We start from the raw sequence: 24,653 nt of genomic DNA, 5'->3' as shown, positions 1-24,653 counted from the left end.
GGTGTCTCAGGAGTGCGGGACCTGACTCGCGGAGGTAATCGCAGCAGTCAACACCACTACGCCATATCGGTATTGACAGGAAGCGCCCTTGCGACTCCACTTTGTTCATCGACATAGTGAACATCAGCTGTGCAGCGTCCACCCCTGGCCGGAGGTTTCCGTGGTACCCGTCGTGTCCTCGCCGTCCGCCGAGTCCGCTCGCCCCCGACCGACCGTGGCGGTCGTCGGCGCGGGCGCGGCCGGTGCGCTCGTCGCCGTCCAACTGTGCGAAGGGGCGGCCCGCCGCCGCATCCCGCTCGACCTGGTACTCGTCGACCCCGCACCGGAGGCGGGCCGGGGCACCGCCTACGCCACCGAGGTTCCCGAGCACCGGCTCAACGTGCCCGTCGGCGGCATGAGCTGCTACCCGGACGACCCGGGCCACTTCCGGCGCTGGCTCTGCCGACACGGCGAATCCACCGTCACCGCGGCGGACTTCGCCTCCCGGTACCGTTACGGCTCCTATCTCGCCGACACGCTCGGCCGGGCCATCATCACGGCGCACGGCACGGTCTCCGTACGGCGGCTGCGCACCAGGGCGACGGGGTGCGCCGACGCGCCCGGAGGGCGTCTGAAGCTCGAACTCGCCGACGGCGGCACGGTGACGGCGGACAGCGTGGTCCTCGCCACCGGGCCCGCGGCGGGCCGGTCCGCCTGGGCCCCGGCCGAACTGGCCGCTTCCGACCGGTTCGTCCCCCGCCCCTGGACGCCGGGCGCGCTCGACGCCGTCGGCGACTCGGACGACGTCCTCCTCGTCGGCACCGGCCTCACCGCCGTCGACCTCGCGCTCGTCCTCGACCGTCCCGGCCGCACGGTGCACGCCGTGTCCCGCAGCGGGCTGCTTCCCCAGCCGCACGCGGTCGCCCCGCTGCCCCCCGTACCGCCGCCGCCGGGCCTCACGTCCCTCCCGTTCCACCGCCTCCGCAGGGAGCTGCAGCGGCACTTCGCCGCCACGCGCCGCGCCCACGGCGACTGGCGGCCCGCGCTCGACGGGCTGCGGCCCGAGATCGTACGGCTCTGGCAGGGCCTCACCGACGACGAGCGGGCGGAGTTCCTCGGCCGCGACGCCACCCCGTGGAACGTGCACCGGCACCGCATGGCACCCTCCACCGCCGAGACCGTCGCCCGGGCGCGCGCCGCCCGCAGGCTCCGCGTCCACGCCGGCCGGGTCGCCTCCGCGACACCGCAGGAGGACGGCGGCCTCATCGTCTCCCTCGCCGACGGCCGTGAGCTGCGCGTGGCCTGGGTGGTGGACTGTACGGGGCCGGGGCTGCGGGCCGACGCCGGCGGCGACCCGCTGTGGAGCGGGCTGCTGTCCGACGGCCTCGCCGCACCCGGACCGCTGGGCATCGGCGTCTCCACCGACGGCGGCAGGCTGCTCGACGCCCAAGGGCGCCAGGAACGGCCGCTGTTCACCCTGGGCGCGCCCCGCCGGGGCGAGCTGTGGGAGACGACCGCGATCCCCGAGATCCGCAACCAGGCCAAGGAGGTCGCCGAGGCCGTACTCGCCCCGCTCGCCGGCGCCCCCCGGCCGGTACGCCGCCGGCCCACCGACCAGTTCGGACTGCCGCTGTCCACCCATGCCGCGGCGGCGGCGTCCTTCCGCTGCGGACTCGCCCGGGTCATCACCGTACGGGCGAAGGCGGCCGAGGCGTTCGCGCGCGCCACCGAACTGGACCCCGGGTTCGCGCTCGGGCACGCCGCACTCGCCCTGCTCGGTCACGAGTGCGGAGCGGACGTCGACGTCGACCGGGAACTGGCGGACGCCCAGCGCAGCGTGCGGGAACGCGGCGACGAACGGGAGCGGTCGTTCGTCGACGTCGTCACGCGCCGCATCAAGGACCACGAAGCCCACGGAGGCGCCGCGGGCGACGGCGACACGGCCCTCGTCGACCACCTCGGCCGCTTCCCCGCCGACGCGTTCGCGCTCGGCATCGCCGTCCCCACCATCGCCTTCTCCGGCGTCACGGACCTCGACGGCACACTGGCCCTCGACCTGGTGGAGCGGACCGCGTCCGCCTACGAAGGACACTGGTTCCACACCTCGCTCCTCTCCTTCGTCCGGCAGGAGCAGGGAAGGATCGAGGAGGCCGGCGAGCTCGCCCGGACGGCACTCGCCGCACAGCCCGCCTCCGGCCACGCCGTGCACGCCCTCGCCCACGTCCACTACGAGTCCGGCGAGCACCGCGCCGGCCGGGACTGGCTCGACGGCTGGATCGGCGGCCAGGGGCGGGGCGCCGTGCACCGGGCGCACTTCTCCTGGCACGTGGCGCTCCACGAACTGGCCCTCGACGACTCCGCGGCGGTACGCCGCCGCTGGTTCGCCCAGCTCGCCCCGGGCCAGGTGAACGGGGTGCGGGCCCTCGTCGACTCCGGCTCCCTGCTGTGGCGGGCCCGCATGTCCCGGAACTGGACCGGACGCGTCCCCGTCGACGGCGTGCTCGACGCGGTCGCCCGCGATCTGGTCGAACGCCCCTCGACCGCGTTCACGGCCCTCCACAGCGCCATCGCCCTCGCCGCCGCCGGCGACCTTCCCGCGCTCCGCCGCCTGCGCACCCACGCGTCCGGCGCCGACGCGGTGCAGAGGGAGGTCGTCGTCCCGCTGTGCAACGCGCTGGAAGCGGTCCTGGAGGAGGAATGGGCCACCGCGGTGCGGGAACTGCGCGGCCTCCTGCCCTCCCTGCGCCGCGTGGGAGGCAGCGCGGCCCAGCGCGAGATCGTCGAGGAGACCCTCCTGTACGCGCTGGTGGAGGCGGGCCACCGCGACACCGCCCGCCACCTCCTCGAACAGCGCCTCGACCGCCGCGCGTCCCCGCTCGACCGGCGCAGGCTGGCCGGCCTGAGCCTCTGACGCCGAGGTGCTCGGCGGCGGCGTCCGGTGGCGGTCGCCGCCCGCCCTCCCGCGCGTCTCACTGGCCGGGCGGGCGCTGCGGGACCTCCGTGTCCGGGGCCGGGGGGTTCGGGCCCCGGAAGCGGGAGAGCGTCTTCGTGAGGGCCTTCCACGGCGAGGCGTCCTCCTTGGCCGTCGCCGGCGATGCCGTCCGGGGCGCGCCGGCGCCGCCGGTCGCCTCGGCGAGGGCTTCGAGCGCCGACTCGGCGGCCTCCCGGTACAGGTCGCAGGAGGCCGTCATGGCTTCGAGCGCCTTGGCGTACTGGGTGACCATGGCCCGGGCGTGGGCCAGTTCCTCGTCGGGGGTGAGCAGGTGCCAGCCTTGGCGCAGCCGTGTCAGGACCTGTTCGGCGTCGGCCGGCATCGGCTGGGGCAGCGAGGCGAACTCGATGATCTTGTCGAGGAGTTCGGTGGGTTCCGTGCCGTCCAGGAAGACATTGCGTACGGTGAAGCGCTCCGCGTCGTACTCGATGACCTGCGGTGTCGGAGGCAGGATGACGGCGCCGCCGCGCGGTATCCCCACACCCAGCTCGCGCTTCATCACGAAGTCGGCGATCAGGGCCTGGTCCGGTGCGGCCCGGTGCTCGACCACCCGGTGCCGCAGGCCCGGCGGCAGGAACGCCGTGACCGGTCGGCGTCCCAGGGCGTCCGGCGTCATCGCCTCGTGCACCACGACGTGGATGGACCAGCTCTGCCGGGTGCAGGCCCGCAGCAGGCGGCGCAACTCGTCGTCGTCCTCCGGCAGGTGGTTCGCCGCCCGCAGACGCACGCCCGGCACCGTCTCGTGGTCCCACGCGACCTGGTCGCTGTCGGGCCAGAACACGGTGGCCGGCGAGGGCCAGCCCGCCTCCCACGCCCGCTCGGCCTCGGCGGCGAGGACCCAGGAGACACCCTCGCCCTTCGTGCGGCGGGACTCGGGATCGTACGTGGTCAGCTGCGCGCGCACCGTGACGTCCTCGGCCACGCGCCAGCGGGCCTCGAAGAGGCGGCGGGCGGACGGGCCGGGATCGGCGGACTCGTCCCGGGGGTACAGGTCGGTGGAACGCGCCGCTTCGACGGGGTCGAGCTCCAGGAAGTCGTCGATCACCCGGGCCGCCTTGAGGGCGAGCAGGTTGCGCCGGACGTCCCGCTCGGGCTCGGGCCCGAGGTGACGCCCACGCCCGAGCCAGGCGGTGCCGGGGACGGTGGTCGATGAGGTGCTGTTCTTGGCCATGGAACCTTCAGTGGGTGATCAGGGCCCGACCAGTATGGTCCGCAGCCCGGACGAGGGAAGCGGTATCCCGTCCGAGCAGTCGTCCGAGCCGTCCCCCGAGCCGCCGTCCGGGAAGGCCGGCGACGGGCTCGACCGCCGGCATCGGTCCACGCCGGCCCGTGCGTGCCGCACCCCGCCTGAAGGCATGGACCCCAGACGGCCAGTGGCGGAGCGACGCAGAGGTGGACGGGCGGGCCCCGGTCCGGCCCCGGGCTTCGTGGGTCTACGCCCCGCCCGGCACCTCCGCCCCTCCCGCCGAGGCATGCCGGGCGAGCCGCTCCCGCAGGGCCGTCAGCCGGGCGATCTCCGTGTCCAGGGCGGCGAGCCGGGCCGTGATCACGGGGGCGAAGGTCTCCGGTCCGGCGGCGCCGGAGCAGCGCCGGGGAGGATCCTCAAGGAGCGCGTCCAGCCGGTGGGCACGGCTGGCCAGATCGTCCACCGTCAGCCCCGCGGCCAGCAGTTCGCGGATCACCCGCACCCGGGCGACCTCCCCCGGCCCGTACTCGCGCTGTCCGGCAGGGGAGCGGACCGGCGGCGGCAGCAGCCCGCGCTGCTCGTAGAAGCGCAAGGCCCTGGGTGTGGTGCCCGCCGCTGCCGCCGCGTCGCCGATCCGCATGTCCGCCCCCTCTTCTTTCAGAGCTCCGTGATCGTCGCCCCGAACCCGCCACCGGTGAACAACCCGACCAACGCCTCGGGGGCCCGATCGATGCCCGCCACCGACGTGTACGGGAAGACGATCCGCCCCTCGCGCAGCCAGCCGCCCAGCCGCTCGCGCCACTCGGCCTCCAGATCCGGGTGGTCGAGAACGGTGAAGCCGCGCAAGCTCAGGCCCAGCGTGCCGATCCGGAAGGAGTCGACCACCGCCGGCGCGTCACCGCCCCGGCGCGCCGGATCGAGCTGCCCGGCGATCGCCCCGGCCAGCGCGAAGCGGGCACCCGGGCGGGCCGCGTCCACGGCCGCGGTCAGCTGCTCGCCGCCGACCAGGTCCAGCACCACGTCGAGGCCCTGCGGCGCCGCCTCGGCCAACTGCTCGGCGAACGGCTCACCGGCCACCAGCACGGCGTCGTAGCCGAGTTCGTCGACGAGCCGCTTCGCCTTCTCCGGCGAGCGGGTGGTGCCGATCACCCGGCTCGCGCCCAGGAGCCGGGCGATCTGCCCGGCCATCGAGCCGACCGCGCCCGCCGCGGCCGTCACCAGCACCACGTCGCCCCGCCGCACCTCGGCGGTGCGCGTCAGCGCGCCGTAACCGGCCGAGGCGGCCGAGACCAGGGCGAGCGGCTGCGGGAACCCGGGCTCCACCGCCGTGAACCGATCAGCGCCCGCGACCACCGCCTCCCGCCAGCCCGCGAGATGGGTGACCCGGTCGCCGGGGCGCAGCGGCCCGCCCCCGGGCGCGGCCAGCACCTCGCCCAGCGCCGGACCGAACAGGGCGTTCCCGGGGTCGAGGTGCCCCACCGGCAGGTTCTCGCCCCCGCCGCCGATCAGCGTCCGCAGCCCCGGAAAGAGCAGGAACGCCCGGTTGCGCACCAGCACCTCCCCTGGCCCGGGTGCCGCCAGCGGCTCCTCGACCACGGCGAAGTCCGAGGCGACGGGCAGCCCCCGCGGCCGGGACTTCAACCGGACGACACGGGCGGTGCTGGGCAGGTCCATGACGGCGCTCCTCCGGGGACTGCGGCGACGTGTCCGCCGCACGGTGCCCGGACGCTAACCCCTGACCCGCACGTCAAGGGCAAGCCCACCCCGACGGCGTCCGCGCCCGAGACGGCGCCGCAGACGGACGCGCCGCAACCGGCACACCGCCCCGGCCTGCCCCAGGACGCCGCGGCGGAGGCCTCCGCCTCCGCCTTCCAGCCATGAGCGGACTTCCTGCTCTCAGCCCAGCTGCTCCGCCAGCGCGAGGATGATTCCACTCGGCCCGCGGAGATAACAGAGCAGATAACTGTCCTCGTAGCGCGTCACTTCACCGACGAGTTCGGCGCCGTGCGGCCGGAGACGCGCGAGGGTGTCCTCGATATCGTCCACGGCGAACATGACGCGATGCAGGCCCAGCGTGTTCGCCGGTGCGATCCCCGGCTCGGGGGTGATCGCCTTCGGGGCGTGGTACTTCGCCAGTTCGAGCCGGCCCGGGCCGTCCGGGATCCGCATCATCGCGATCTCGCACCGCATGTCGTCGAGCCCGACGACTCTTCCCGCCCAGCTCCCTTCGACCGGCATCCTGCCTTCCAGCTCCATGCCGAGCTCGGTGAAGAAAGCGACGGCGGCGTCGAGGTCGTCGACGACGATGCCGACGTTGTCCATGCGCTGAATCGTCATGTTCCCGAGAATAGGCACCGAAACCGGTACCGCCCGCTCAACCGGCCGCCCCGCCACCCACCGCTTGACCGACGACCTGCGACCCCCGGGAGGAAAGCCGCGACGCATCGTGTCCGTCGCGGGTCTACGGCGGGCACCTGCCGGATACCCGATGCCGGCATGTCGTTTCCGCAGCCGGTGACGTGCACGAGATCGAGTCGAGTCACGCGGACCCCCCTGGGCATCGCCTTCCGGAGTTTCGCGCTCCGTGCGTGGAAGGCCGGCCCAGCTCCTGGAGAACGGGGCTTGCGGTCGGGGCTCACCGACTCCACGAGGCCGACGGTGTCACGGCGCACCGGTTCGTCGGCATCCCTGGTCACCGCGCTCGGCGAGCACGCGGCCCCGGTACGGTCCGAGTACGAGTCCGTGCTCTCCGGCCTCGGGGCCGCACCCGTGATGGACACCGCGCGAGCCTTCGCGGCCGAGGACGACCCGTGTACGCGATCGCCCGCGGCGATCCGACTGTCGCCCGCGGTGGCGCCGATGCAGCGCCACCCGGCCGACGACCTGCCCCGTCCCGTGACGGTCCGGGACGTCGCGGCCCCCGTCGCCCCAGCGCACACCGCATGTCCGCCGTCGGACACGCCCACATCGACACCGCCTGGCTCCGACCGCTGCGCGAGTCCGCCCCGACGGCGGCACCACCTGCGGTACGGGTTCGTGATCGGCGCCGACACCGCGGACGCGGTACGCGAGGGCCACGGCTTCAACGCGTTTGAAGGCCCGGTGCCCCGGCGGAGACCGCACCCCTGGTGGCCACGGACGACGACGCCGTCGTCATCGACACGCGGCAGACCGGTGGCCGTCACCCTCGGTTCCGGTCCGGTCGGCGGGCCAGGGTGTGTACGAGGTGGCCCAGATCCCGGTACGGGCTGCGCCAGGAGGCGGCCCATTCCAGGTCAAGGGCCGCCTCGTACGCGGCCCTTCCCGGGGCCCAGGTGTCGTCGAGGTGGTCGTGGAAGATCCGCACGCCCTGCCAGGTCAGCGGCGTGAGACCGTGCCCGGCCGCAAGCTCGTCGAGGGCTTCGGGAGTGTCGCCGCGGGTCTCCAGGCCGAGGTTGCCGGGGCTCCTGTCCGCCCCGGACGCGATGAGCCGGTGCGCGCTCCGGCAGTCGCCGGTCAGGGCCTCGCGTACACCGATCGCCCGGCGGTTCTTGGCGAGGACGCTCAGCAGGCCGCCGGGAGCGACCTGCTCGGCCAGCCGGGCGAGCGCCTCACCGGGTGCGTCCAGGTACATCAGCACGCCGTGGCAGCAGACCGCGTCGAACCCCTCACGGCCGAAGGAGAGGCCTTCGACGCCGGCCTCCACCAGCTCCACGCGGTCACGAAGCCCGGGCAGGGCCGCGAGGCGGCCGGCGGTGACGGCCAGCATGAGGGGGTCCGGGTCGACGCCGGTCACGTGGTGTCCGGCGGCGGCGAGCCGGATCGTCATCTCGCCGGTCCCGCAGCCCACGTCCAGGACCCGTACGGGGGACGCGGGCAGTTCGGCGCGCAGGCGGCGCTCGACGAGGTCGTGGCGCAGTCGCCCCCGCGCGCTGTCGGAATGCTCGGCGTAGGCGGCGCCGACGGCGGAGAAGCCGGTCACCGTGACCACCCCGTCTCCGTGTAGGGGCGGCCGGCCCGGATCCCCTCGATCGCCGCGCGGGTGTACGGGACGATCGCGTCCGGGAGGCCGTCGACGTCCCAGTACCGCCAGGCGACGGTCTTGTCCGGCTCGCGCAGCTCGGGCGTGCCCTTCCAGGCGCGGGCGCGGAAGAAGAGCTGGATCCTGGGCGGGGCACCGGGCCGGTCGACCGCGTGCACCGTGTGGACGAGGGTGAGGTCGTCCGCGCCGATGACCAGCCCCGCCTCCTCGTGGGCCTCGCGCACCAGGCACGCGGTCGCCGCCTCGTACTCGCAGTGCCCCGCGAGGACGTGCCACATCCCGCCCGCGTACGCCGAGTCGGGATGGCGCCGGCCCAGCAGGACCTTGCCGTCCTGTTCGAGGACGAGGTGGACACCGACGATGTGGGGCTCGGTGCCAGGGGGCGCCACTGCGGCCACGGTCCTCGGCGGCCGGTGGACGATGTCGCCGGCGGGGTGCTCGGCGGCATGCCGTTCCAGCAGCTTCCGGGTGGAGGGGAGCATGGTCAGGTACGGCAGCTGCTCAAGGCTGCGCCAGGCGAGGAGCTGGCCCTCGGTCACCGTCAGCGTGCCGGGGTCACCGCTCCACTCGCCGGTGAAGAACTGAACGGGGACGAGGGTTCCGTCGGTGCCGGTCACGCGCTCGACCGCGTACGGCCGGAGGCCGGGGACCTCCAGACCGGCCTCTTCCCGCAGCTCGCGGACGACCGTGTCGAGCAGGGTGGCGTCGTCCGGCTCCCGGCCGCCGCCGAGCAGGTCCCAGCATCCCGGCGCCCAGATGCCGGGCTTCACGTCCCTCAGGTGCAGCAAGTACCGGCCCTGGCCGTCATGGATCACCGCGCTGGCGCTCACAGGCGTGACAGAGCCGTCCGGGGTGGCGTCGACAGAGGTGAGGGGACCGGAGAGCGCGTCGCGCTCTCCGGGGTGCAGACGGTCACGGGCAGGGTGCATGTCAGAACCTCACAGTGGTGGTCATGGAGACGGGGCGACAGGGTTACCGGAGGTGGTGCCTCAGCACCTCCTCCGCCTCGTCGAGCCGTTCGCGCAGAACGGCAGCGGCATCGGCGCGGTCCCGGGCGTACGTCTCCAGCGACTCGGTGACGGGTCCGAGGCCGTCCACGACCGCGTTGAGCGGATACACGGTGCACCCCAGATACACGGCCGTCAGCCGTACCAGGCTCATCAACTCCGCCACCGGCACCGCCGGATGGCACCGGCGGTAGGCGGCGGCGAGACGGCCCAGCCCTTCGGGCCAGTCCGGCTGGGCGAGGACGGTCCGGGGGTCGAGTGCCAGCCGGCCGAGCTCCCACAGGGGGCTGCGCCGCCTCGGCGCGGCGAAGTCGATCACCGCCGCGACCTCGTCCCCGCGCAGGAGCACGTTCGGGCCCGACAGGTCCCCGTGGACCAGCTGCGAGATCGTCCGCTCCGGAGCCTCCTCCAACAGCCGTTCCACCGCCGGCAGCCGGGCCAGCCGTTCGCGTGCCGTCTCCAGCGCCCACCGTTCGAAGTCCGTACGGGGAGGATCCGTCTCGTACCGGTGGACGAGGCCTTCGAGCCGGGACCGGCTGCGTACGGGGTCGACCGCCCTGTCGCGTGCGTCGAGCCGGGGCGGCCCGAACCGGTGGCGGGCCAGGCCGCGGTGCAGCCGCCCGATCGCCTCACCGACGGCCTCCCACCGACCTCCGGCGACCCGGCCGTCGGCGGTGACCGTGTCGCGCAGGTATCGGGTGACCGACATGGTCACTTCCCCGCGGGAGGCGACCAGTCGCTGACGACCGACCGTGTAGCGGGCGGCGGCGACCGGTACCCGGCACCGCCGGGCGTACTCGCTCAGCGCGGCGGCGCTCTCGGCCTCCTTCCGAGCCGTGCCGGCCGGGTAGGTCTTGACGAACCAGTCGGTTCCGGCCTCCGTGGTGGCCACGTAGTTGCGCGTCGCGGTCCCGGACGGACCGGGAGCCACCGACGTCGGAACGATTCCGAACTCGGAGGCGAGCATCAGCGTCACGAGCGAGATCCGGTCTCCGGGGGTCGTGCTGTTCACGAGGGGGCTCCTTCGGCGCGGCGGCGGTCGAGGTCGACGTGGGTCCCCCTGATGGTTGTCCGACGCGGTCGTGAGGTTCAACGACCCCACCGGGATATCGAACACGTGTGTTTCAGCCTCTCTCGGAACCCCGGGATTCGGCGCGCGGCGGAGCATGGGGGATGCATCGACCCGTCTCCCGCAACGGGGCGGGAGTGTTGGTGAGTTGGCCGAAACGCCGACGATGCGGGGAGAGGCGCCCGATGGCGTCGAGCCGGGCAGGGCAGTGGGCCGTTCCGTTGCGGATCCGGTAGAGGAAGTGGCCTCCGTCGTCGGAGATCGCCGCCCGCTCCCGGCTTCAGGAGTTGGTCGAATCCCGTCTCATGGGTGGTGAGCCGTTGCGAGAGATGAAGAGGTTACGTATGCAACCAAGTAGAGCACTTGGCTGTACGACGCACCGTGAAATGGTGACACCCTCCGAACTCTTCAGGAGAGGGCCGGTTCACGCTTCTTTGACCGTTTTGCCATGACTAGGTGGCGCTAATCGGTCACCAGCCGCAGTGGCTGGGGAGTGACTTGGGTCACATGAGATCGAAGATCGAGACACTCGCTTTGCGGGGGAGAACTGCCCCGTCGTGCAGGTCGAGGGTGAACGTCGTGGCCGCACCCGACCGCGCCACCTCGTGGGCATCGCAGTGAACGCCATGCCGGTCGCGGTGCCGAAAGGGAAGCCGTCGCGCACGCCTCCGGCCTCCTGCCGCCGGGTTCCGTGACCGGCAAGTACCAGAGCAGTCCCGGCAGTTGCCGGGATCGCGGGCTGCTGGCGGCTGAACAAGCCGCTCTGAGCTGGGATTTCGGTCATGCGGGAAGTCTGCGGCGTTGCCCCGTAGGCCACATGAGTACGCGTACTCAACCGCATCCGAACATGCGGAGGCGTTTGCGAAACCTTTACGGGTGCAAGCAAACGGCGTCGCCGCCCCTCGGCGAGACAGCCTTGTGAAGTTGATCAAGGGCCGCCTATGGTCCGCAGCAATCACCAGCCGAGCACCACATTCAGGGGGCAACTCGTGCGCAAAATCGCACTTCCTGCCATCGCCGCGCTTTCACTCGCGCTACTGATGCCGCAGCAGTCCATGGCGCTGACGACCGCCGGGCAGGCGAGCGCCACGACGGCGGAGGTCCCGGACCAGCCGCTGGCGGAGGGCACGCTGTCCACGATCGGTCCGGGTCAGTACTCGACCGCGAACAAGACCTTCCAGGTCGCCGAGAACGACGTGGACGCCGCCCTCATAGGCCGTCGCCACACCGTCGCCGCGCAGGCCGACGGCAGCCTCGCCAAGCCCGAGTCCGCGCCCGCCACCCGCCCCGAGATGGGCGTCTTCGGCCCCAACTGGGAGGCCGAGTTCGTCGGCGGCCAGCTCAACCGGAAGCTGGAGCAGCAGGGCGACAACATCGTCGTGACCGACCTCGGTGTCAACGAGAAGATCACGTACGCGCTCACGTCGAGCATCGACTACCCCGACGGCGGCGGCGTCAAGAAGTACGCGACCGCCGACGGGTCCCAGGTGACGGCGACCTCCAAGTGGAACGACGCCACCGGCACCCTGGTGACGACCATGGTCGAGGTGCTCGGCGTGGACCTCTCCACCGTCGCGGCGGGCGACGACACCTTCACCGACGCCGCCGGAAACCCCATCCCGGCCGCGGACCTCAAGCCCACCTACAAGTGGCAGCAGGCCGCCACCGGCACCGACAAGTGGCGGGTCACCAGCGTCGGCAACAACACCTTCGCCACCACGGTCCAGTACGACGCCAAGGGCCGGGTGTTCAAGGTCTCGACCCCCGCCGCCGGCGAGAGGCTCGCGACGTCCACCTCGGTCACCTACGCGGACTCGACCACGGCCGCCGGCACCTCCTTCGGCGACTACACGGGCCGCGTCAAGCAGATCAGCGTCACCGAGGGCGCCACCACGCAGACCCTCGCCCGATACGCCTACGACTCCTCCGGTCTGCTGCGCACGGTGACCAACCCGAGCGAGGCCGCCGAGCCGCAGGCCACCTACTCCTACGACGGCGTCAACCGCCTCACCGACATCAACTCGCCGAGCAGCGGCAGCTGGGACCTGAGCTTCTCGGGCAACTCCGCGGCCCCGACCGCCACCGTCGACGGCGAGGCCGTCCCGACCCCCGGCGTGCCGGTCGAGGGTGACGCCCCGGACGACACCACCGGCGTCACCACCCCGCCGCCCGCCGCGGACTTCCCCGGCGGCGAGATCACCGACCCGACGTCGTACCCGTCGAAGTGCAGCTGGGCGCGGCACTGGCTGTACTACTGGAAGACCGGCTGCACGTCCAAGGTGGCGCACTACGGCTGGCACTCGCCCAAGTGGAAGCAGACCCCGACCGGTTACTGGGTGCGCGGCATCAACCACGACCACTGCACCACGGCGCCCGACAAGCCGCTCGGCTACAACTTCATCCCCGCCTGCGACATGCACGACTACGGCTACGGGCTGATCGGCAACACGTACAAGGGCTACAAGTACTACCTGTCGCGCAACAAGGGCCTCGCCGTGGACGCCGTCTTCTACGACACGCTCTACTGGAAGACCTGCTCCGCCTACTTCTGGAAGAGCACCTGCCGCTCCCTCGCCAGCACGTACTACGCCGCGGTGACGGTCTTCGGCCGGGCCAAGAACGGCGCGTACGCGACCTGATCCCGGGCCGCGACCTGATCCCGGGCGGGGACCTCTGATGTCCCTCGACCCGACCTCCTGACGGATCAGGTCTCCGGGCGGAAACGGGCCGGGCGGCGCGACACCGCCGCCCGGCCCCTTCGCACCCGAGCCCTTCACCCCCACCCCCATCTCCACGGACCCGGCCACGCCCGCCCATCCACGGGCCGCGCCGGGCCCCCTGCTCCCCGAGGCACCATGAAGAAAACGATCTGGGCCACGGTCGTCGCCGCCGCGATGACCACGACCCTGGGTGCGATACCGGTCCAGGCCGCCGCACCGACGAGCACCACCGGCGCGGCCACCGCCGCGGTCACGGGCGAGGTCATCGACCCGCCGCTGTACGACCAGACCGCCGACGGCTCCACCGTCCGGGTCAACGTGCTCACCCGGAGCCGTACGGACATTCCCGAAGCGGCCACCGCCGGTGAGACGAAGCAGAACTTCGACGCCCTGCCGGTGGTCACCCTCAAGGTGGACAAAGCGGGCCTGGACCGGCTCGCCGCCCAGCCGGGCGTGGTCAGCGTCACCGAGGACAAGCCCGAGCAGGCGACCCTGGACGAGAGCGTCCCGCTCATCGGCGGCGACGAGGCCGCCAAGGCGGGCAAGACCGGCGCGGGCAGCGCCATCGCCGTGCTGGACAGCGGTGTCGACACCCACCACCCGTTCCTGGGCGGCCGGGTCAAGGCCGAGGCCTGCTTCTCGCCGATCGATCCCGACCTGGGCGCCACCAGCCTCTGCCCCAACGGCACCGCGGAGCAGGTGGGCCCCGGCTCCGCCGACGTCGCGTCCGGACCGTGCGCGACCCTGAACGCCTGCGACCACGGAACCCATGTGGCCGGCATCGCCGCGGGCAAGGGCACGGGGGCCGTCGGATCCCCGAAGACCGGAGTCGCCCCCGGCGCCGACATCGTCGCCATCCAGGTGTTCTCCCAGTTCAACACCGCCGACGCCTGCGCCGGTGAGGTGCCGTGCATCGGCAGTTTCCCCAGCGCCCAACTGGCGGCGCTGGAAGAGGTGCTGAGGCTCAAGCAGACCGGTACGCCGATCATCGCGGCCAACCTCAGCCTCGGCGGCGGCCACTACACCGCAGCCTGCGAGAGCGACCCGCGCAAGGCGGCGATCGACAACCTGCTCGGCGCCGGTGTCGCCACCGTGGTCGCGGCCGGCAACAACGGCTACACCGACGCGGTCAGCACCCCCGGCTGCATCTCCTCCGCCGTCACGGTCGGCTCCACCACCGACGACGACGAGCTGTCCTCCTTCACCAACCGGGGCCCGCTGCTCGACGTGTTCGCCCCCGGCACGAGCATCGTGTCCTCGGTGCCCGGCGGCAACTACGCCTCCAAGAACGGCACTTCGATGGCGGCCCCGCACGTGGCGGGCGCCCTCGCCGTGCTCAGACAGGCCTACCCCAGCAAGAGCGTCGCGGACCTCGTGGCCCTGCTGAAGAGCAGCGGCCGGCCCATCATCTACACGGGCGCCACCACTCCCCGCATCGACATCGGCGCGGCGCTCGGCGGCGGCGGAAGCACTCCCCAGCCCGTGGGCATGACCGACTTCAACGGTGACGGTGCCGAGGACATCGCGATCTCCGACACCCAGGCCACCGTCGGCACGGACGCCAAGGCCGGTCTGATCCGCATCGTGTACGGCGGCGGCAAGGGCACCGCGGAGATCAGCCAGGACCTGGACTGGGTGCCGGGCGGCTCCGAGGCGGACGACTACTTCGGCGAGACCCTCGCCACCATCGACTGGAACAAGGACGGTTTCACCGACCTGGTGGTCGGCACCCCGGGCGAGGACCTCGGCACCGCCGTCAACGCGGGCATGGTCGACATCCTCTACGGCGCCGCCGGCGGCCTGGGGGCGGGCACCACCAAGGCCACGCACTTCGAGCAGGGCGCGGGCACCGGAGCGATCGCCGCCTCGACCGCCGAGGCGAACGACCGGATGGGGCAGTCGCTCGCGGCCGCGGTCAACGACGCCGGCCGACCGTACCTGCTGATCGGCACGCCCGGCGAGGCCATCAGCACGCTCACCAACGCGGGCACCGCCTTCTACGTCTACGGCACCACGAGCCTGACGATCCACCAGGACAAGCCCGGCGTCCCCGGTGACCCCGAGAAGGACGACAACTTCGGCTGGTCCCTGGCCGCCGACCAGAACTACATCGCCATCGGCTCCCCCAACGAGGCCATCGGCACCAAGACGAAGGCGGGCAGCGTCGTCATCTTCGACGCCAACGCGTTCGACCCCGAGGGCCGGCCGCTTCCCCTGGCCGGGCTCGACCAGGACAGCGCGGCCATCTCCGGTGACGCCGAGGCGGGCGACCAGTTCGGCTACGCGGTGGCCATCGCCCCCTACCGGCCCATGGGGGCCTCCACCCCCGCCGACTCGATCCTCGCCATCGGTTCGCCCGGTGAAGGCGTGGTCGTGGGCACCGAGAACCGGCTGAACGCGGGCCGCGTGGTGCAGATCCGGATCAAGCCCGACGGCACCTGGAGCTATCTGCGCGAGCTCAAGCAGGGCACCGCGGACGACGAGGTCTCCGGCACCTCCGAGACCGGTGACCGCATGGGCGAGACGCTGACCGCCGTCAACACCGCCCCGAACGCGGTGAGCACCGTGGCCTCCATGCGCCTCGCGGTCGGTACGCCCGGCGAGACCCTCGGCACCGCCACCAAGGCCGGCGCGGTCCACACCTTCTCCATGGCCGGCTCGGCCGGACTGAACGACCGCTGGATCGAGGCGGGCGACGGCGACGGAATCCCCGGCACCCCCGGCTCCGACCAGCAGCTCGGCAAGAACATCCACTTCACCGCGACCAAGCTGTACGTGGGGATGCCGTTCGGGCCCAACGCCGCCGGTGCGCTGTACGCGCTGCCGATGTCCAACGTGACCCAGGGCGGCACGGTCGCCCCCGTGACCACGTACAAGCCCGGCTCCGGCGGCCTGCCGGCCAACGGCGTGGCCTTCGGATACGCCGTTCGATAGGCGCTTCGGGACAGCCATGACACGGCGCGACCGCCATCGCGGTCCGGTACCGCGATGGCGGTCGCGCCGCGCCGTGTTCCAGCCGCAGGAGCTGCCGCAACGACGACTTCGACCCCGAGACCCGAGATCCCCGCCGTCGTGAAGCGTCAGGCGAGCGCCGACGCGGGGGCGGGCAGGTAGGGGGTGATGTTGCGCCAGGCGCGCTCGATGTACTCGTCCTTCTCGCCGACCGGGGCGACATAGTGCAAGGCGCCCTCGGCGGCTTCCCTGCCCTCCAGTCGGGCGATGATCCAGGCGGCGAGGTACTGCGAAGCCAGGCAGCCGCCGGCGGTGGCGATGTTGCCCTTGGCGTAGAAGGGCTGGTTGAGCACCTCGATGCCGGCCGCGACGACCCAGGGCCTGGTGGTCAGGTCGGTGCAGGCGGGGATGTCGTTGAGCAGCCCGAGCCTGGCCAGGACGAGCGCGCCGGAGCACTGCGCCGCGATGAGCTGGCGCGAGGGGTCCAGGCCCCGCAGGACACTCATGATCGCCGGGTCTTCGACGACCTCACGGGTGGCGATGCCGCTGCCGATGATGACGGCGTCAGCGGTGCATGCCTCCTCCAGCGTGGACATCTGCTCGATGACCACCCCGTTCATGGACGTCACCTTGGGGCTCGGGGTGGCGATGGTGACGCGCCAGCCGTCCGTCTTGATGCGGTTGAGCACTCCGAGCGCGATGAGGGAGTCGAGCTCGTTGTAGCCTTCGAAGGTGAGGATGGCGATGTGCACGGCGGCTGTCCTTCCGGGTGAGCGCTGATCGACTACGACGGTAGGGACTCACGAGCAGGACAACCAAAGAATTGTCATGGATACAATTCGGTCCATGGCAGCTCCGCGCTACAAGGCCCTGGTCGACGCACTCGCCTCCGACATCAGGGCGGGGCGACTCGCGGCGGGCACGAGGCTGCCGACCCATCGCGCGCTGGCCGCCCGCGAGGGCATCGCGCTGGTGACCGCGACGCGGGTGTACGCCGAACTGGAGGCCATGGGCCTGGTCAGCAGGGAGCAGGGCCGCGGCACATTCGTACGCGACCTCGCGGTCCCACCCGGCCAAGGCATCGACCAGCAGGTCGTCGCCACGGGCGCAGTCGACCTCAACTTCAACTACCCGTCGCTGCCCGGCCAGGCCGACCTCCTGCGCCAGGCCCTGCGAGAAGTGGCCGTCTCCGGCGATCTCGACTCGTTGCTGCGCTATCAACCGCACTCGGGCCGCCCCCAGGACAGGGCCTCGATCGGACGGCACCTGGGGCGTCGGGGGATCACCGCCGACGCGGACCGCATCCTCATCGTCAACGGCGCGCAGCACGGCCTGGCCGTCACGGTCATGGCCACGCTCAACGCCGGTGACGTCGTCGCGGTCGACGCACTCACCTACCCCGGCTTCAAGGTGCTCGCGCACGCCTTCCACCTCGACCTGGAACCCGTCCCCACCACCGCCGACGGGCCGGACCTCGACGCCCTGGAGGAGCTGTGCGCCACCCGGCCGGTGCGCGCGGTCTACACCATGCCGACCCTGCACAACCCCCTGGGCTGGGTCATGCCGGAAGCCGACCGCGTCCGCCTGACCGGGATCGCCCGACAGCGCGGCGTGCTCATCATCGAAGACGCCTCGTACGCCTACCTGGTCGAGAACCCCCCACCGCCGCTGGTGGAGACCGCGCCCGACATCACCGTCTACGTCTCGGGACTGTCCAAGAGCGTCGCCACGGGCCTGCGGGTCGGTTTCGTCCTCGCCCCGCCGACCACCGTGCCGCCACTCGAACGCGCGATCCGCGCCACCACCTGGAACACCCCGGCCCTGACCGCGGCGCTCGCCTGCCGCTGGCTCGACGACGGCACGGTGGACCAGCTGGAGGCGCGGAAGCGGGACGACGCCAAGGCCCGCCAGGCCCTCGCCGCGCAAGAACTGGCAGGGCTGCCGCTCGTCGGCCATCCCTCCTCGTACTTCACCTGGGTGCCGCTGCCCGACGACGCCCGCGCCGACCGCCTGACCGCCACCCTCGCGCGTCACCGCATCTCGGTCACCACGGCGGAACCGTTCAGCACCTCGGCCCACACACCACAGGCGATCCGCCTGGCCCTGGGCTCCACCGATCTCCCCACCCTCCGATCGACCCTGTCCACGGTCCGACACCTCGCCATCGAAGACGCCTTCACCTGAACCCACCCGCTCGGAACAAGTCCCACCTGCTCGTCCCCCCGCCGATTCGTCGGAGGACGTTTCGCTCGGCTCAGAGACGGTCGACGGCGCCCTGGCCGGCCGCTCTTGGGATCCGCGTACAGGCCGTATGCGACTCGACCGTCATCGGCTGAGAACGCTCACCCGCCTCGGCGGGTTCGAACCCGCATGCCGTCCTCGAACTGCCCGAAAACACCGAGGACGCTGCCCTGCTCGCGGTCCGACGGCAGGGACTGGCCCTCGCCCGGCTTCGGCCCTCCGGGTGTCAAGTACGGAGTCGAGTCAACATTTCTGACGATCTGTCAGTAGTGGCGAGAATCTCGCCTGGACACCCCTACCGGCCGGTTCTACTCTCGAGTCGCTTTACATGTTCCCCCCACGCACCACATGCGCACACCCCGCGCAACCGCACCATGCGACGACCCGCACCTCCTCGCACCCCACCGTCGATCACCGAGGAGATCTCATGTCCAAGCTGCTCGTCCCCCTCGCCGGCCTTGCCGCCGCCAGTGCCCTCGCCTTCGGGGGCGTCGGCACCCAGGCCGCCTCGACCACCGTCTCACCGGCCGGTCACGCCTTCGCCGCCAAGCTCACCGGCAAGGCCACCTTCGTCGCCGGGTCGACCACGATGACCTGCACCGTCTCCGCGTCCGTACCGACGGGCGGGGCCAACAACACCGTCCCCGCCGCTCCGGGCAACCACAACGACGCGGGCTCCGTCTCCGTCCCCGTCAACCCGCCCAGCTTCAGCGGCTGCACCACCAGCATCTTCGGCGTGAACGTGACCATCACGAGCAACGCCACCAACGGTCCCTGGACGCTCTCCCTCCAGAACGGCGCCCCCGCCACGGGCGGTTTCACCATCCCCAAGGGCGGCGTCGTCCTCAAGACCAGCGGCCTCGCCAGCTGCACCATCACCGCCTCACCGGCCGGACCCACCGCCGTCAACGGCAGCTGGACCAACGGCGCCCCGTCCTCCCTGGCCATCGCCAACGCCCCCGTCCCCGCGACCGCCACGGGCGGCTTCCTCTGCCCGACCGGCAACCAGTCCGCGACCTTCAGCGCCACCTACCAACTCACCGACACCACGGACCCGGCCCAGCAGATCACGGTGACCAGCTGACCGACCGACCCTGTGCGTACCGGCCCGGATCACACGGGCCCACCCGGTCGCGGAAGGGCCACGAGCTCCACACCCAGTGGCCGAGGCCGACCGGGACGCCGAAGGCGAGGAGCAGGTGAGGCGTGCCGGCGTCCACCGCAGCCCACCCACCGACAACCGGTGGGCGGGCCGTCGGCGGGCGCCGGCGCATGTACGGGATACTGCCCGGCGTCTTCCAGCATGCCCGCCGGGCCGACCGAAGCCCGTACCGCGTCCGTCTAGTTGTATTGACCCGCAGGGTCGTTGACTCGACTGAGGGGCGGCTGACCACCGAGAGCGGTATGGCCGCGGTTCAGGCGTTCGACCTTGCCATCCGTTTGCGGGCGGTAGGGGCGGGTGCGTTTGTGGATGATGCCGGCGTCGCCCTCGGCTTTCCAGCGTGCGCCGTTGTGCTCCACGCCCGGGCCGTTCAGGCGGCCCGAGGGTGCCGTGGGTTCAGTTCATGTGCTTGTCGAACCACTCGACCAGCTGGTCGGGGTGCTCGGAGAAGTAGTTGTAGCCGTCCCAGCGCCGGGTGCTGCCCTCGATCCAGAACAGCTTCTTGTCGCCGACGGGAATGGCGTCGAAGATCGCCTGCACGTCGGAGGGCTTGGTCAGTGCGTCGTCATGCACCTGGGTGATGAAGGTGGGCACCTGGCAGTTCTCGGCGTACTCGATCGGCGACACCTCGTCGATGGTGAAGCTGAGGTTCAGTTCCACCTCCCGGTCCACGGCCTCGAACTGGTCCGCGATCCCCATCGCCTCAAGGTTGCGCTCGACCATCGCACGCATCGAGATCGGCTGGATGGCGACCAGGGCGTGCACGTCCGCGAAGAGCTCCGGATGCCGGGTCATCGCCATGAACGTGGCGTTGGCGCCCATGCAGCGGCTGAGCAGGCCCACCTTCATGGTGGCCGCGTCGGGGCGGGATCTGGCGTACCGCAGCGAGCCGGCCACGTCGCGGGACTCGAACTGGCCCCAGGTGAAGATGAAGCCGTTGGCGTCGCCGCTCTGGCCGTGGTTGCGTGCGTCGTAGGTCAGCACGTTGTAACCGGCCTCATGCAGGTGCTGGTACTCCCGCATGTAGTTGACCTCGATGGTGTTGCCGGGGACGAACTGCCACGGGGGCAGGTGCGAGGGGAAGCCGTAGCGGTTCATGGGCATCGGGTGGTTGGCGATGACCAGCTTGTCCGAGCCCTGGCAGGGGATCCACCACGCTTCCAGCGGGGTGCCGTCCAGGGACGGGAACGTGACGTCCTCGTACGCCATCCCGTACTCGTCCGGCGTGTGCAGGATCGGCGCACGCACCGGGCTGCTGAGGCCCTTCGCCAGCCCTTTGACCATCTCCGAAATATCCGCCATGACAGTATCTCTTTCTCTTTCTTTTTCGTGGTGAGATCGTCTGGTATTTCCTTCGGCTATAAGAACGTAACTTTCGGGCCGGGGAGAAGCCACTGGTGAAAGGTGTACTGGCAGAGCACCCCTCCTTCCGGGACGGCTCCGGGATGTCGCCCTAACCTGGAAACCGTGGACAATGCAGCCGAGACCCGGGAGTTTCTGACCTCCCGCCGCGCCAGGATCAGCCCGCAGCAGGTGGGGTTGCCCGCCCATGGCCCCCGTCGGGTACCGGGGCTGCGGCGCGCCGAGGTCGCGCAGCTCGCCGGGGTCAGCGTCGAGTACTACGCGCGGCTGGAGCGCGGTGACCTGTCCGGAGTGTCGGACCAGGTCCTTGACGCCCTCGCCCGGGCGCTGCGGCTGAGCGAGGACGACCGCACCCATCTGGAGGATCTTGCCCGCGCCGCCGGTCCGGGACGTCGGCGCCGACGCCGGGCCGCCGCCTCGGTGCGGCCGAACCTGCAGCGCCTCCTGGACTCCATGGCCTGCCCGGCGTTCGTCCTGAACGGCCGTGGTGACGTCCTGGCCGCCAACAGCCTCGGCCGTGCCCTGTACGCCCCCATGATCGAAGCCGCCGGGGGAGCCACCCCCAACCACGGCCGGTTCATATTCCTGGACCCCCGCTCCCGCCGGTTCTGGGGCGACTGGGAAAGCGCCGCCGACAACCTGGTCGCTCTCCTGCATGCCCAGGCCGGCCGCGACACCTACGACAAGGACCTCACCGACCTCATTGGTGAGCTGTCCACCCGCAGTGACGATTTCCGTACCCGTTGGGCCGGCCACGACGTCCGCCAGTACCACCAGGGCGCCAAAGCCATCCACCACCCCGTGGTCGGCACCCTTCACCTCGCCTACGAATCCCTCGACCTGCCCGCCGACGGCCTCATCCTGTTCGCCTACGGCGCCGAGCCGGGCAGCGACTCCGAAGACGCGCTGCGCATCCTGGCCGGCTGGGCCGCCGACCACATCCCCGAGCCGGCCGAGCGCTCCCCTGACAGGACGAGCAACGTCCAGCAGCCGGTGCCCGGCGAGACGCCCCTCGCACCGCCGACCAGCCCTCACCCGTGACGGCGGAGCAGCGACCACCAGGAGCGGGTGGGAACGATCCACCGCATGGTGTTCACAGCCCCGCCGGCCAACGCTGACCGCCGCCGCCCCGGCGACCACCAGCCCGCCGCTGCTGTCGCAACGTGCCTTCGTCCGGACCAACTCGGTTGGACGGAGACGACGTTTCCGTCACCGAGCCGGTGCGCAAGCAGCCTGCGATCCTTGAATCGGTAGGGGATGAACGGTGAGACCGGGCCCGTGAGACGGTCTGCGAGGACCACCCCCGGAGGTGCGGGAGCCTGCGGCCGAGTGCTTGCAAGGGACTTGGCGGATGGGGGAGCGGGATGGCTATGACCTGCATGTTTGCGAATGGTGGCGTGGGGGTCAGGCCGAACTTCCGGCGTTTTCGGGACGGGCGGGTCTGCTGCGGTGCGACCCAGGTACCCCCTCCGGGGCGTCTGCCGTGGAGGTTGCCGGATGCAACGCCTTCGGTCTGGTTACCTCTTGTACGGCTCCGGCACATCGTCGACGAGAGGCCCCACCCCCATGCGCTTGACGGCAGTATCGCTCGCCCTGCTTCCTGCCACCGCTGTGATCGCTGTTCTGGGTGCTGGGACTGGCGTGCAGGCGGTCCCGTCCGCTGCCGGTGGAGGGCAGATTCCGGGAGAATCGCTGCCGTCCGGTGGTCCGAAACGGCTACTGACGGCCCAGGGAGGTCACCACCGCCACCGTCCGCCTCCGGGCCAAGGTCACCCGGGGCGCCGACTCCCGGGTGGCCGGATTCGCCATGGCCTTCAAGCGGGTCGAGTGCGCCCAAGCCAGCTGGCGATCCGTCAACGATGCCCACCTGGTGTCACTGGTGCGGGCCGGGGCCCGCTTCGAACGCGGCCGACTCGTCGAACGTCCCGGGACCGTCGCGGCATGAACGAACTCAAGTGGTCTGCAGGTCTTGGTGATTGCCCTCCGAGTGTCCAGACCGGCTCAGACGTTCGGTCAGGAAGGCGAGGATCTCGTCCCTGGCCTTCAGCGTGGGATGTCCGTCCTCGTCGACGAGGTGGGCGGTGACAGCGCTGTGGGGGGACCCGACCACGTCGCGGAAGAACGGGGGCGGGTTCGTGTTCGCGGAATCGCCCGGAAGGACGCGGCCGTCGAAGGCGTCGCCGAGGAGTGCTCGGTACGCGGCGAAGCGCTGCCCGGTGCACCAGCGGTCGTCGTCGAAGCGGTAGGCGAGGACCTTCAGTCCGTCGCGTGCGACGCGGTCCTGGATCGCGCGCGCGTCCTCTTCGCTCATCTCGAGTCCGGCGGGATCGTCCAGCGGCAGTGACGGGTGGTTGACCACCGGCGCGATGACAGCCGGCTCGATCGCCATGGTGAGTGCGAAGTTGCCGGTGAAGCACAGTCCGATCGCGCCGATCCCCGGACCGCCGCACTCGGCGTGGGCTTGGCGCGCCAGCCCGCGTAACCACGCCGCGACGGGGCTGGTGCCGCCTCCCGCGAACGCACGGAACTCGGCGCTGACACACGCGCGACGGACCACCTCCTGACCGCCCTCGACCGTGGGATAGGCACCGTCGACCCCGAAGAGTGAGGGGACGTGGACGGTGAAGCCCGCATCCCGCACCCACCGGGCCAGCCGAAGGACGTCAGGACTGATACCGGGCATCTCCGGCATCAACACGACGGCCGGCCCGGAACCCGCGGCATACACCGTCTTCACCGCCCCGTCCACGTCCACCAGTCGGCGGGAGAAGTCCGTGATCGCGTCGTCAAGACGTCCGTTGGGAGCATTCATGGCGACAGCGTGGACTGGTGTACCCGCACAAGGCGATAGGCTGGATCGCCACGTAAAGGGGTGATCTCGCCATAGGCACGATGCTCGGGAGGCGAGTGTGAGCGCGCTGCGGGTCGGTGTCCTGGCCTATCCGGGCTGCTTCGCGTCCGAGGTGTTCGGCGTCCCCGATCTGTTGACGATGGCCACGCACGTCGCCGGTCCGGACCGCGCCGGCTACGAGGTGTCGATCGTTTCGCCTCGGCGTCGCGTCGTCGCGTCAGGTGGTGCGGCGTTGGCCGTCTCTTCGCTGCGCGAGGTCGACGTCCTTGTCGTGCCAGGGTTCGAGCTCGTGCCGGGCCTCGACGTGGACGCGAAGCTCGTAGCCCTCGCCCCTGAAATCGCGGCAATCCGCTCACACGCCGCTGCGGGTCATGCCGTCGTCTCGATCTGCGTCGGTGCGTTCCTGCTCGCCGAAGCAGGGCTTCTCAACCGGCGCCGGGCCACGACGGCATGGTTCCTCGCCGACGAACTGGCTCGGCGCTGTCCGGAGACCGATGTCCGACCCGAACGTCTGGTCGTCACCGACAAGGGGGTGACGACGACGGCGGCCTTCAGCGCCATGTACGACTTCGCACTGGAGCTCATCCGCCGACACAGCGGTGCCGGCGTGGCGCGGACGACCGCGCGGGTGGCGCTCGTCGACCATGCGCGGTCGTCCCAGACTCCGTACGTCGACGCGCGACTTCTTCCGCAGCCCGGAAACGAGTTCTCCCGCAAGGTCATGCGGCACCTCGACCAGAACCTCGCCGCCCGGTACGACCTCGCCGCGTTGGCGGACACCTTCGGGGTCAGCACCCGTACTCTGCTGCGGCGCTTCGCGGACGCGACGGGCCAGAGTCCTCTCGAGTACCTGCAGTCGTCGCGCGTCCGTCGCGCCCGCCACCTCCTTGAGACCACAGACCGAACCGTCGCCGGCATCTCCACCGCGGTCGGGTACAAGGACTCCGGAACCTTCGCCGCTCTCTTCGCCAAGCACACCGGACGACGCCCGAGGGACTACCGCGCAACCTTCCGGCGCGGTGCCGACTGATGGCCACGCGCTCGGCGGGCTCCTTCCGGGTCGTCACCTGTTCGTCGTAGATCTCGCGGACCCGGTAGGCGCGGATCTCGG

The 24,653-nt window shown here is 71.5% G+C and carries 17 protein-coding genes and 2 pseudogenes; 8 read left to right on the top strand and 11 right to left on the bottom strand.

Going from position 1 to position 24,653, the window contains the following annotated elements; translation table 11 throughout:
- Positions 1-160: 160 nt before the first annotated feature.
- Positions 161-2,890, top strand: coding sequence for an FAD/NAD(P)-binding protein (locus ACH4TP_RS05805; RefSeq protein ID WP_398435944.1), 2,730 nt, complete (start codon positions 161-163; stop codon positions 2,888-2,890).
- A 58-nt stretch (positions 2,891-2,948) separates the two neighbouring features.
- Here the strand turns inward: ACH4TP_RS05805 and ACH4TP_RS05800 are convergent, their stop codons facing one another.
- The 7 genes from ACH4TP_RS05800 to ACH4TP_RS05770 form a co-directional block, all read right to left on the bottom strand.
- Entirely contained in the window at positions 2,949-4,142 is a 1,194-nt protein-coding gene (locus tag ACH4TP_RS05800; RefSeq protein ID WP_398435942.1) for a hypothetical protein, read from the bottom strand.
- 262 nt (positions 4,143-4,404) lie between these two features.
- On the bottom strand, positions 4,405-4,797 hold the full coding sequence (locus ACH4TP_RS05795) for a MerR family transcriptional regulator (protein ID WP_398435940.1): 393 nt from the start codon (positions 4,795-4,797) through the stop codon (positions 4,405-4,407).
- Positions 4,798-4,814: 17 nt separating this feature from the next.
- Positions 4,815-5,831, bottom strand: coding sequence for an MDR family NADP-dependent oxidoreductase (locus ACH4TP_RS05790; RefSeq protein WP_398435938.1), 1,017 nt, complete (start codon positions 5,829-5,831; stop codon positions 4,815-4,817).
- A 222-nt stretch (positions 5,832-6,053) separates the two neighbouring features.
- The gene (locus ACH4TP_RS05785) at positions 6,054-6,494 is read right to left on the bottom strand and encodes a VOC family protein (protein WP_398180260.1); all 441 of its coding nucleotides are present in this window, start codon (positions 6,492-6,494) and stop codon (positions 6,054-6,056) included.
- 844 nt (positions 6,495-7,338) lie between these two features.
- Positions 7,339-8,127, bottom strand: coding sequence for a class I SAM-dependent methyltransferase (locus ACH4TP_RS05780; protein WP_398435936.1), 789 nt, complete (start codon positions 8,125-8,127; stop codon positions 7,339-7,341).
- A complete protein-coding gene (locus ACH4TP_RS05775) occupies positions 8,115-9,107 on the bottom strand; it encodes an NUDIX domain-containing protein (RefSeq protein ID WP_398435935.1) in 993 nt (330 codons plus the stop codon). Before ACH4TP_RS05775 ends, ACH4TP_RS05780 begins: the two co-directional genes overlap by 13 nt.
- A gap of 43 nt (positions 9,108-9,150) precedes the next feature.
- The gene (locus ACH4TP_RS05770; protein WP_398435932.1) at positions 9,151-10,197 is read right to left on the bottom strand and encodes a phosphotransferase enzyme family protein; all 1,047 of its coding nucleotides are present in this window, start codon (positions 10,195-10,197) and stop codon (positions 9,151-9,153) included.
- Between the two features lie 1,097 nt (positions 10,198-11,294).
- On the opposite strand from ACH4TP_RS05770, the gene ACH4TP_RS05765 reads away from it, so the two are divergent.
- Both ACH4TP_RS05765 and ACH4TP_RS05760 read left to right on the top strand, forming a co-directional pair.
- Positions 11,295-12,893 (top strand): phospholipase A2, encoded by a 1,599-nt coding sequence (locus ACH4TP_RS05765; RefSeq protein WP_398435929.1) that lies wholly within the window; start codon positions 11,295-11,297, stop codon positions 12,891-12,893.
- Positions 12,894-13,109: 216 nt separating this feature from the next.
- A complete protein-coding gene (locus ACH4TP_RS05760; protein ID WP_398435926.1) occupies positions 13,110-15,908 on the top strand; it encodes a S8 family peptidase in 2,799 nt (932 codons plus the stop codon).
- Between the two features lie 146 nt (positions 15,909-16,054).
- On the opposite strand, the gene ACH4TP_RS05755 is transcribed toward ACH4TP_RS05760, so the two are convergent.
- Positions 16,055-16,678 carry a DJ-1/PfpI family protein gene (locus ACH4TP_RS05755; protein ID WP_398435924.1) on the bottom strand — a complete coding sequence of 208 codons (624 nt, stop codon included), beginning with the start codon at positions 16,676-16,678 and terminating at the stop codon, positions 16,055-16,057.
- A 94-nt stretch (positions 16,679-16,772) separates the two neighbouring features.
- Between ACH4TP_RS05755 and ACH4TP_RS05750 the strand changes: the two genes are divergently transcribed.
- A complete protein-coding gene (locus tag ACH4TP_RS05750; protein WP_398435922.1) occupies positions 16,773-18,110 on the top strand; it encodes a PLP-dependent aminotransferase family protein in 1,338 nt (445 codons plus the stop codon).
- Positions 18,111-18,594: 484 nt separating this feature from the next.
- Positions 18,595-19,251 (top strand): hypothetical protein, encoded by a 657-nt coding sequence (locus tag ACH4TP_RS05745; RefSeq protein WP_398180283.1) that lies wholly within the window; start codon positions 18,595-18,597, stop codon positions 19,249-19,251.
- A gap of 257 nt (positions 19,252-19,508) precedes the next feature.
- On the opposite strand, the pseudogene ACH4TP_RS05740 reads toward ACH4TP_RS05745, so the two are convergent.
- Together ACH4TP_RS05740 and ACH4TP_RS05735 are read right to left on the bottom strand one after the other, a co-directional pair.
- Positions 19,509-19,646 (bottom strand): annotated as a pseudogene (locus tag ACH4TP_RS05740) (IS481 family transposase); the annotation flags it as partial.
- Positions 19,647-19,725: 79 nt separating this feature from the next.
- Positions 19,726-20,631 carry an alpha/beta hydrolase family protein gene (locus ACH4TP_RS05735; protein WP_398435920.1) on the bottom strand — a complete coding sequence of 302 codons (906 nt, stop codon included), beginning with the start codon at positions 20,629-20,631 and terminating at the stop codon, positions 19,726-19,728.
- A gap of 165 nt (positions 20,632-20,796) precedes the next feature.
- Between ACH4TP_RS05735 and ACH4TP_RS05730 the strand changes: the two genes are divergently transcribed.
- A complete protein-coding gene (locus ACH4TP_RS05730; protein WP_398435919.1) occupies positions 20,797-21,732 on the top strand; it encodes a helix-turn-helix domain-containing protein in 936 nt (311 codons plus the stop codon).
- Between the two features lie 685 nt (positions 21,733-22,417).
- Positions 22,418-22,636 (top strand): annotated as a pseudogene (locus ACH4TP_RS05725) (IS256 family transposase); the annotation flags it as partial.
- A 6-nt stretch (positions 22,637-22,642) separates the two neighbouring features.
- Here ACH4TP_RS05725 and ACH4TP_RS05720 read toward each other — a convergent pair.
- Positions 22,643-23,503, bottom strand: a complete 861-nt coding sequence (locus ACH4TP_RS05720; protein ID WP_398435918.1) for a dienelactone hydrolase family protein — start codon at positions 23,501-23,503, stop codon at positions 22,643-22,645.
- A gap of 97 nt (positions 23,504-23,600) precedes the next feature.
- Here ACH4TP_RS05720 and ACH4TP_RS05715 point away from each other — a divergent pair, with 97 nt between their 5' ends.
- Positions 23,601-24,572 carry a GlxA family transcriptional regulator gene (locus ACH4TP_RS05715; protein ID WP_398180295.1) on the top strand — a complete coding sequence of 324 codons (972 nt, stop codon included), beginning with the start codon at positions 23,601-23,603 and terminating at the stop codon, positions 24,570-24,572.
- Positions 24,573-24,653: the final 81 nt, after the last annotated feature.

This window comes from Streptomyces sp. NPDC021012 (assembly GCF_044333355.1).
GTDB lineage: Bacteria > Actinomycetota > Actinomycetes > Streptomycetales > Streptomycetaceae > Streptomyces.
Note: the sequence above shows the minus strand (reverse complement) of the source record. Positions and strands in the feature narration are given on the sequence as shown.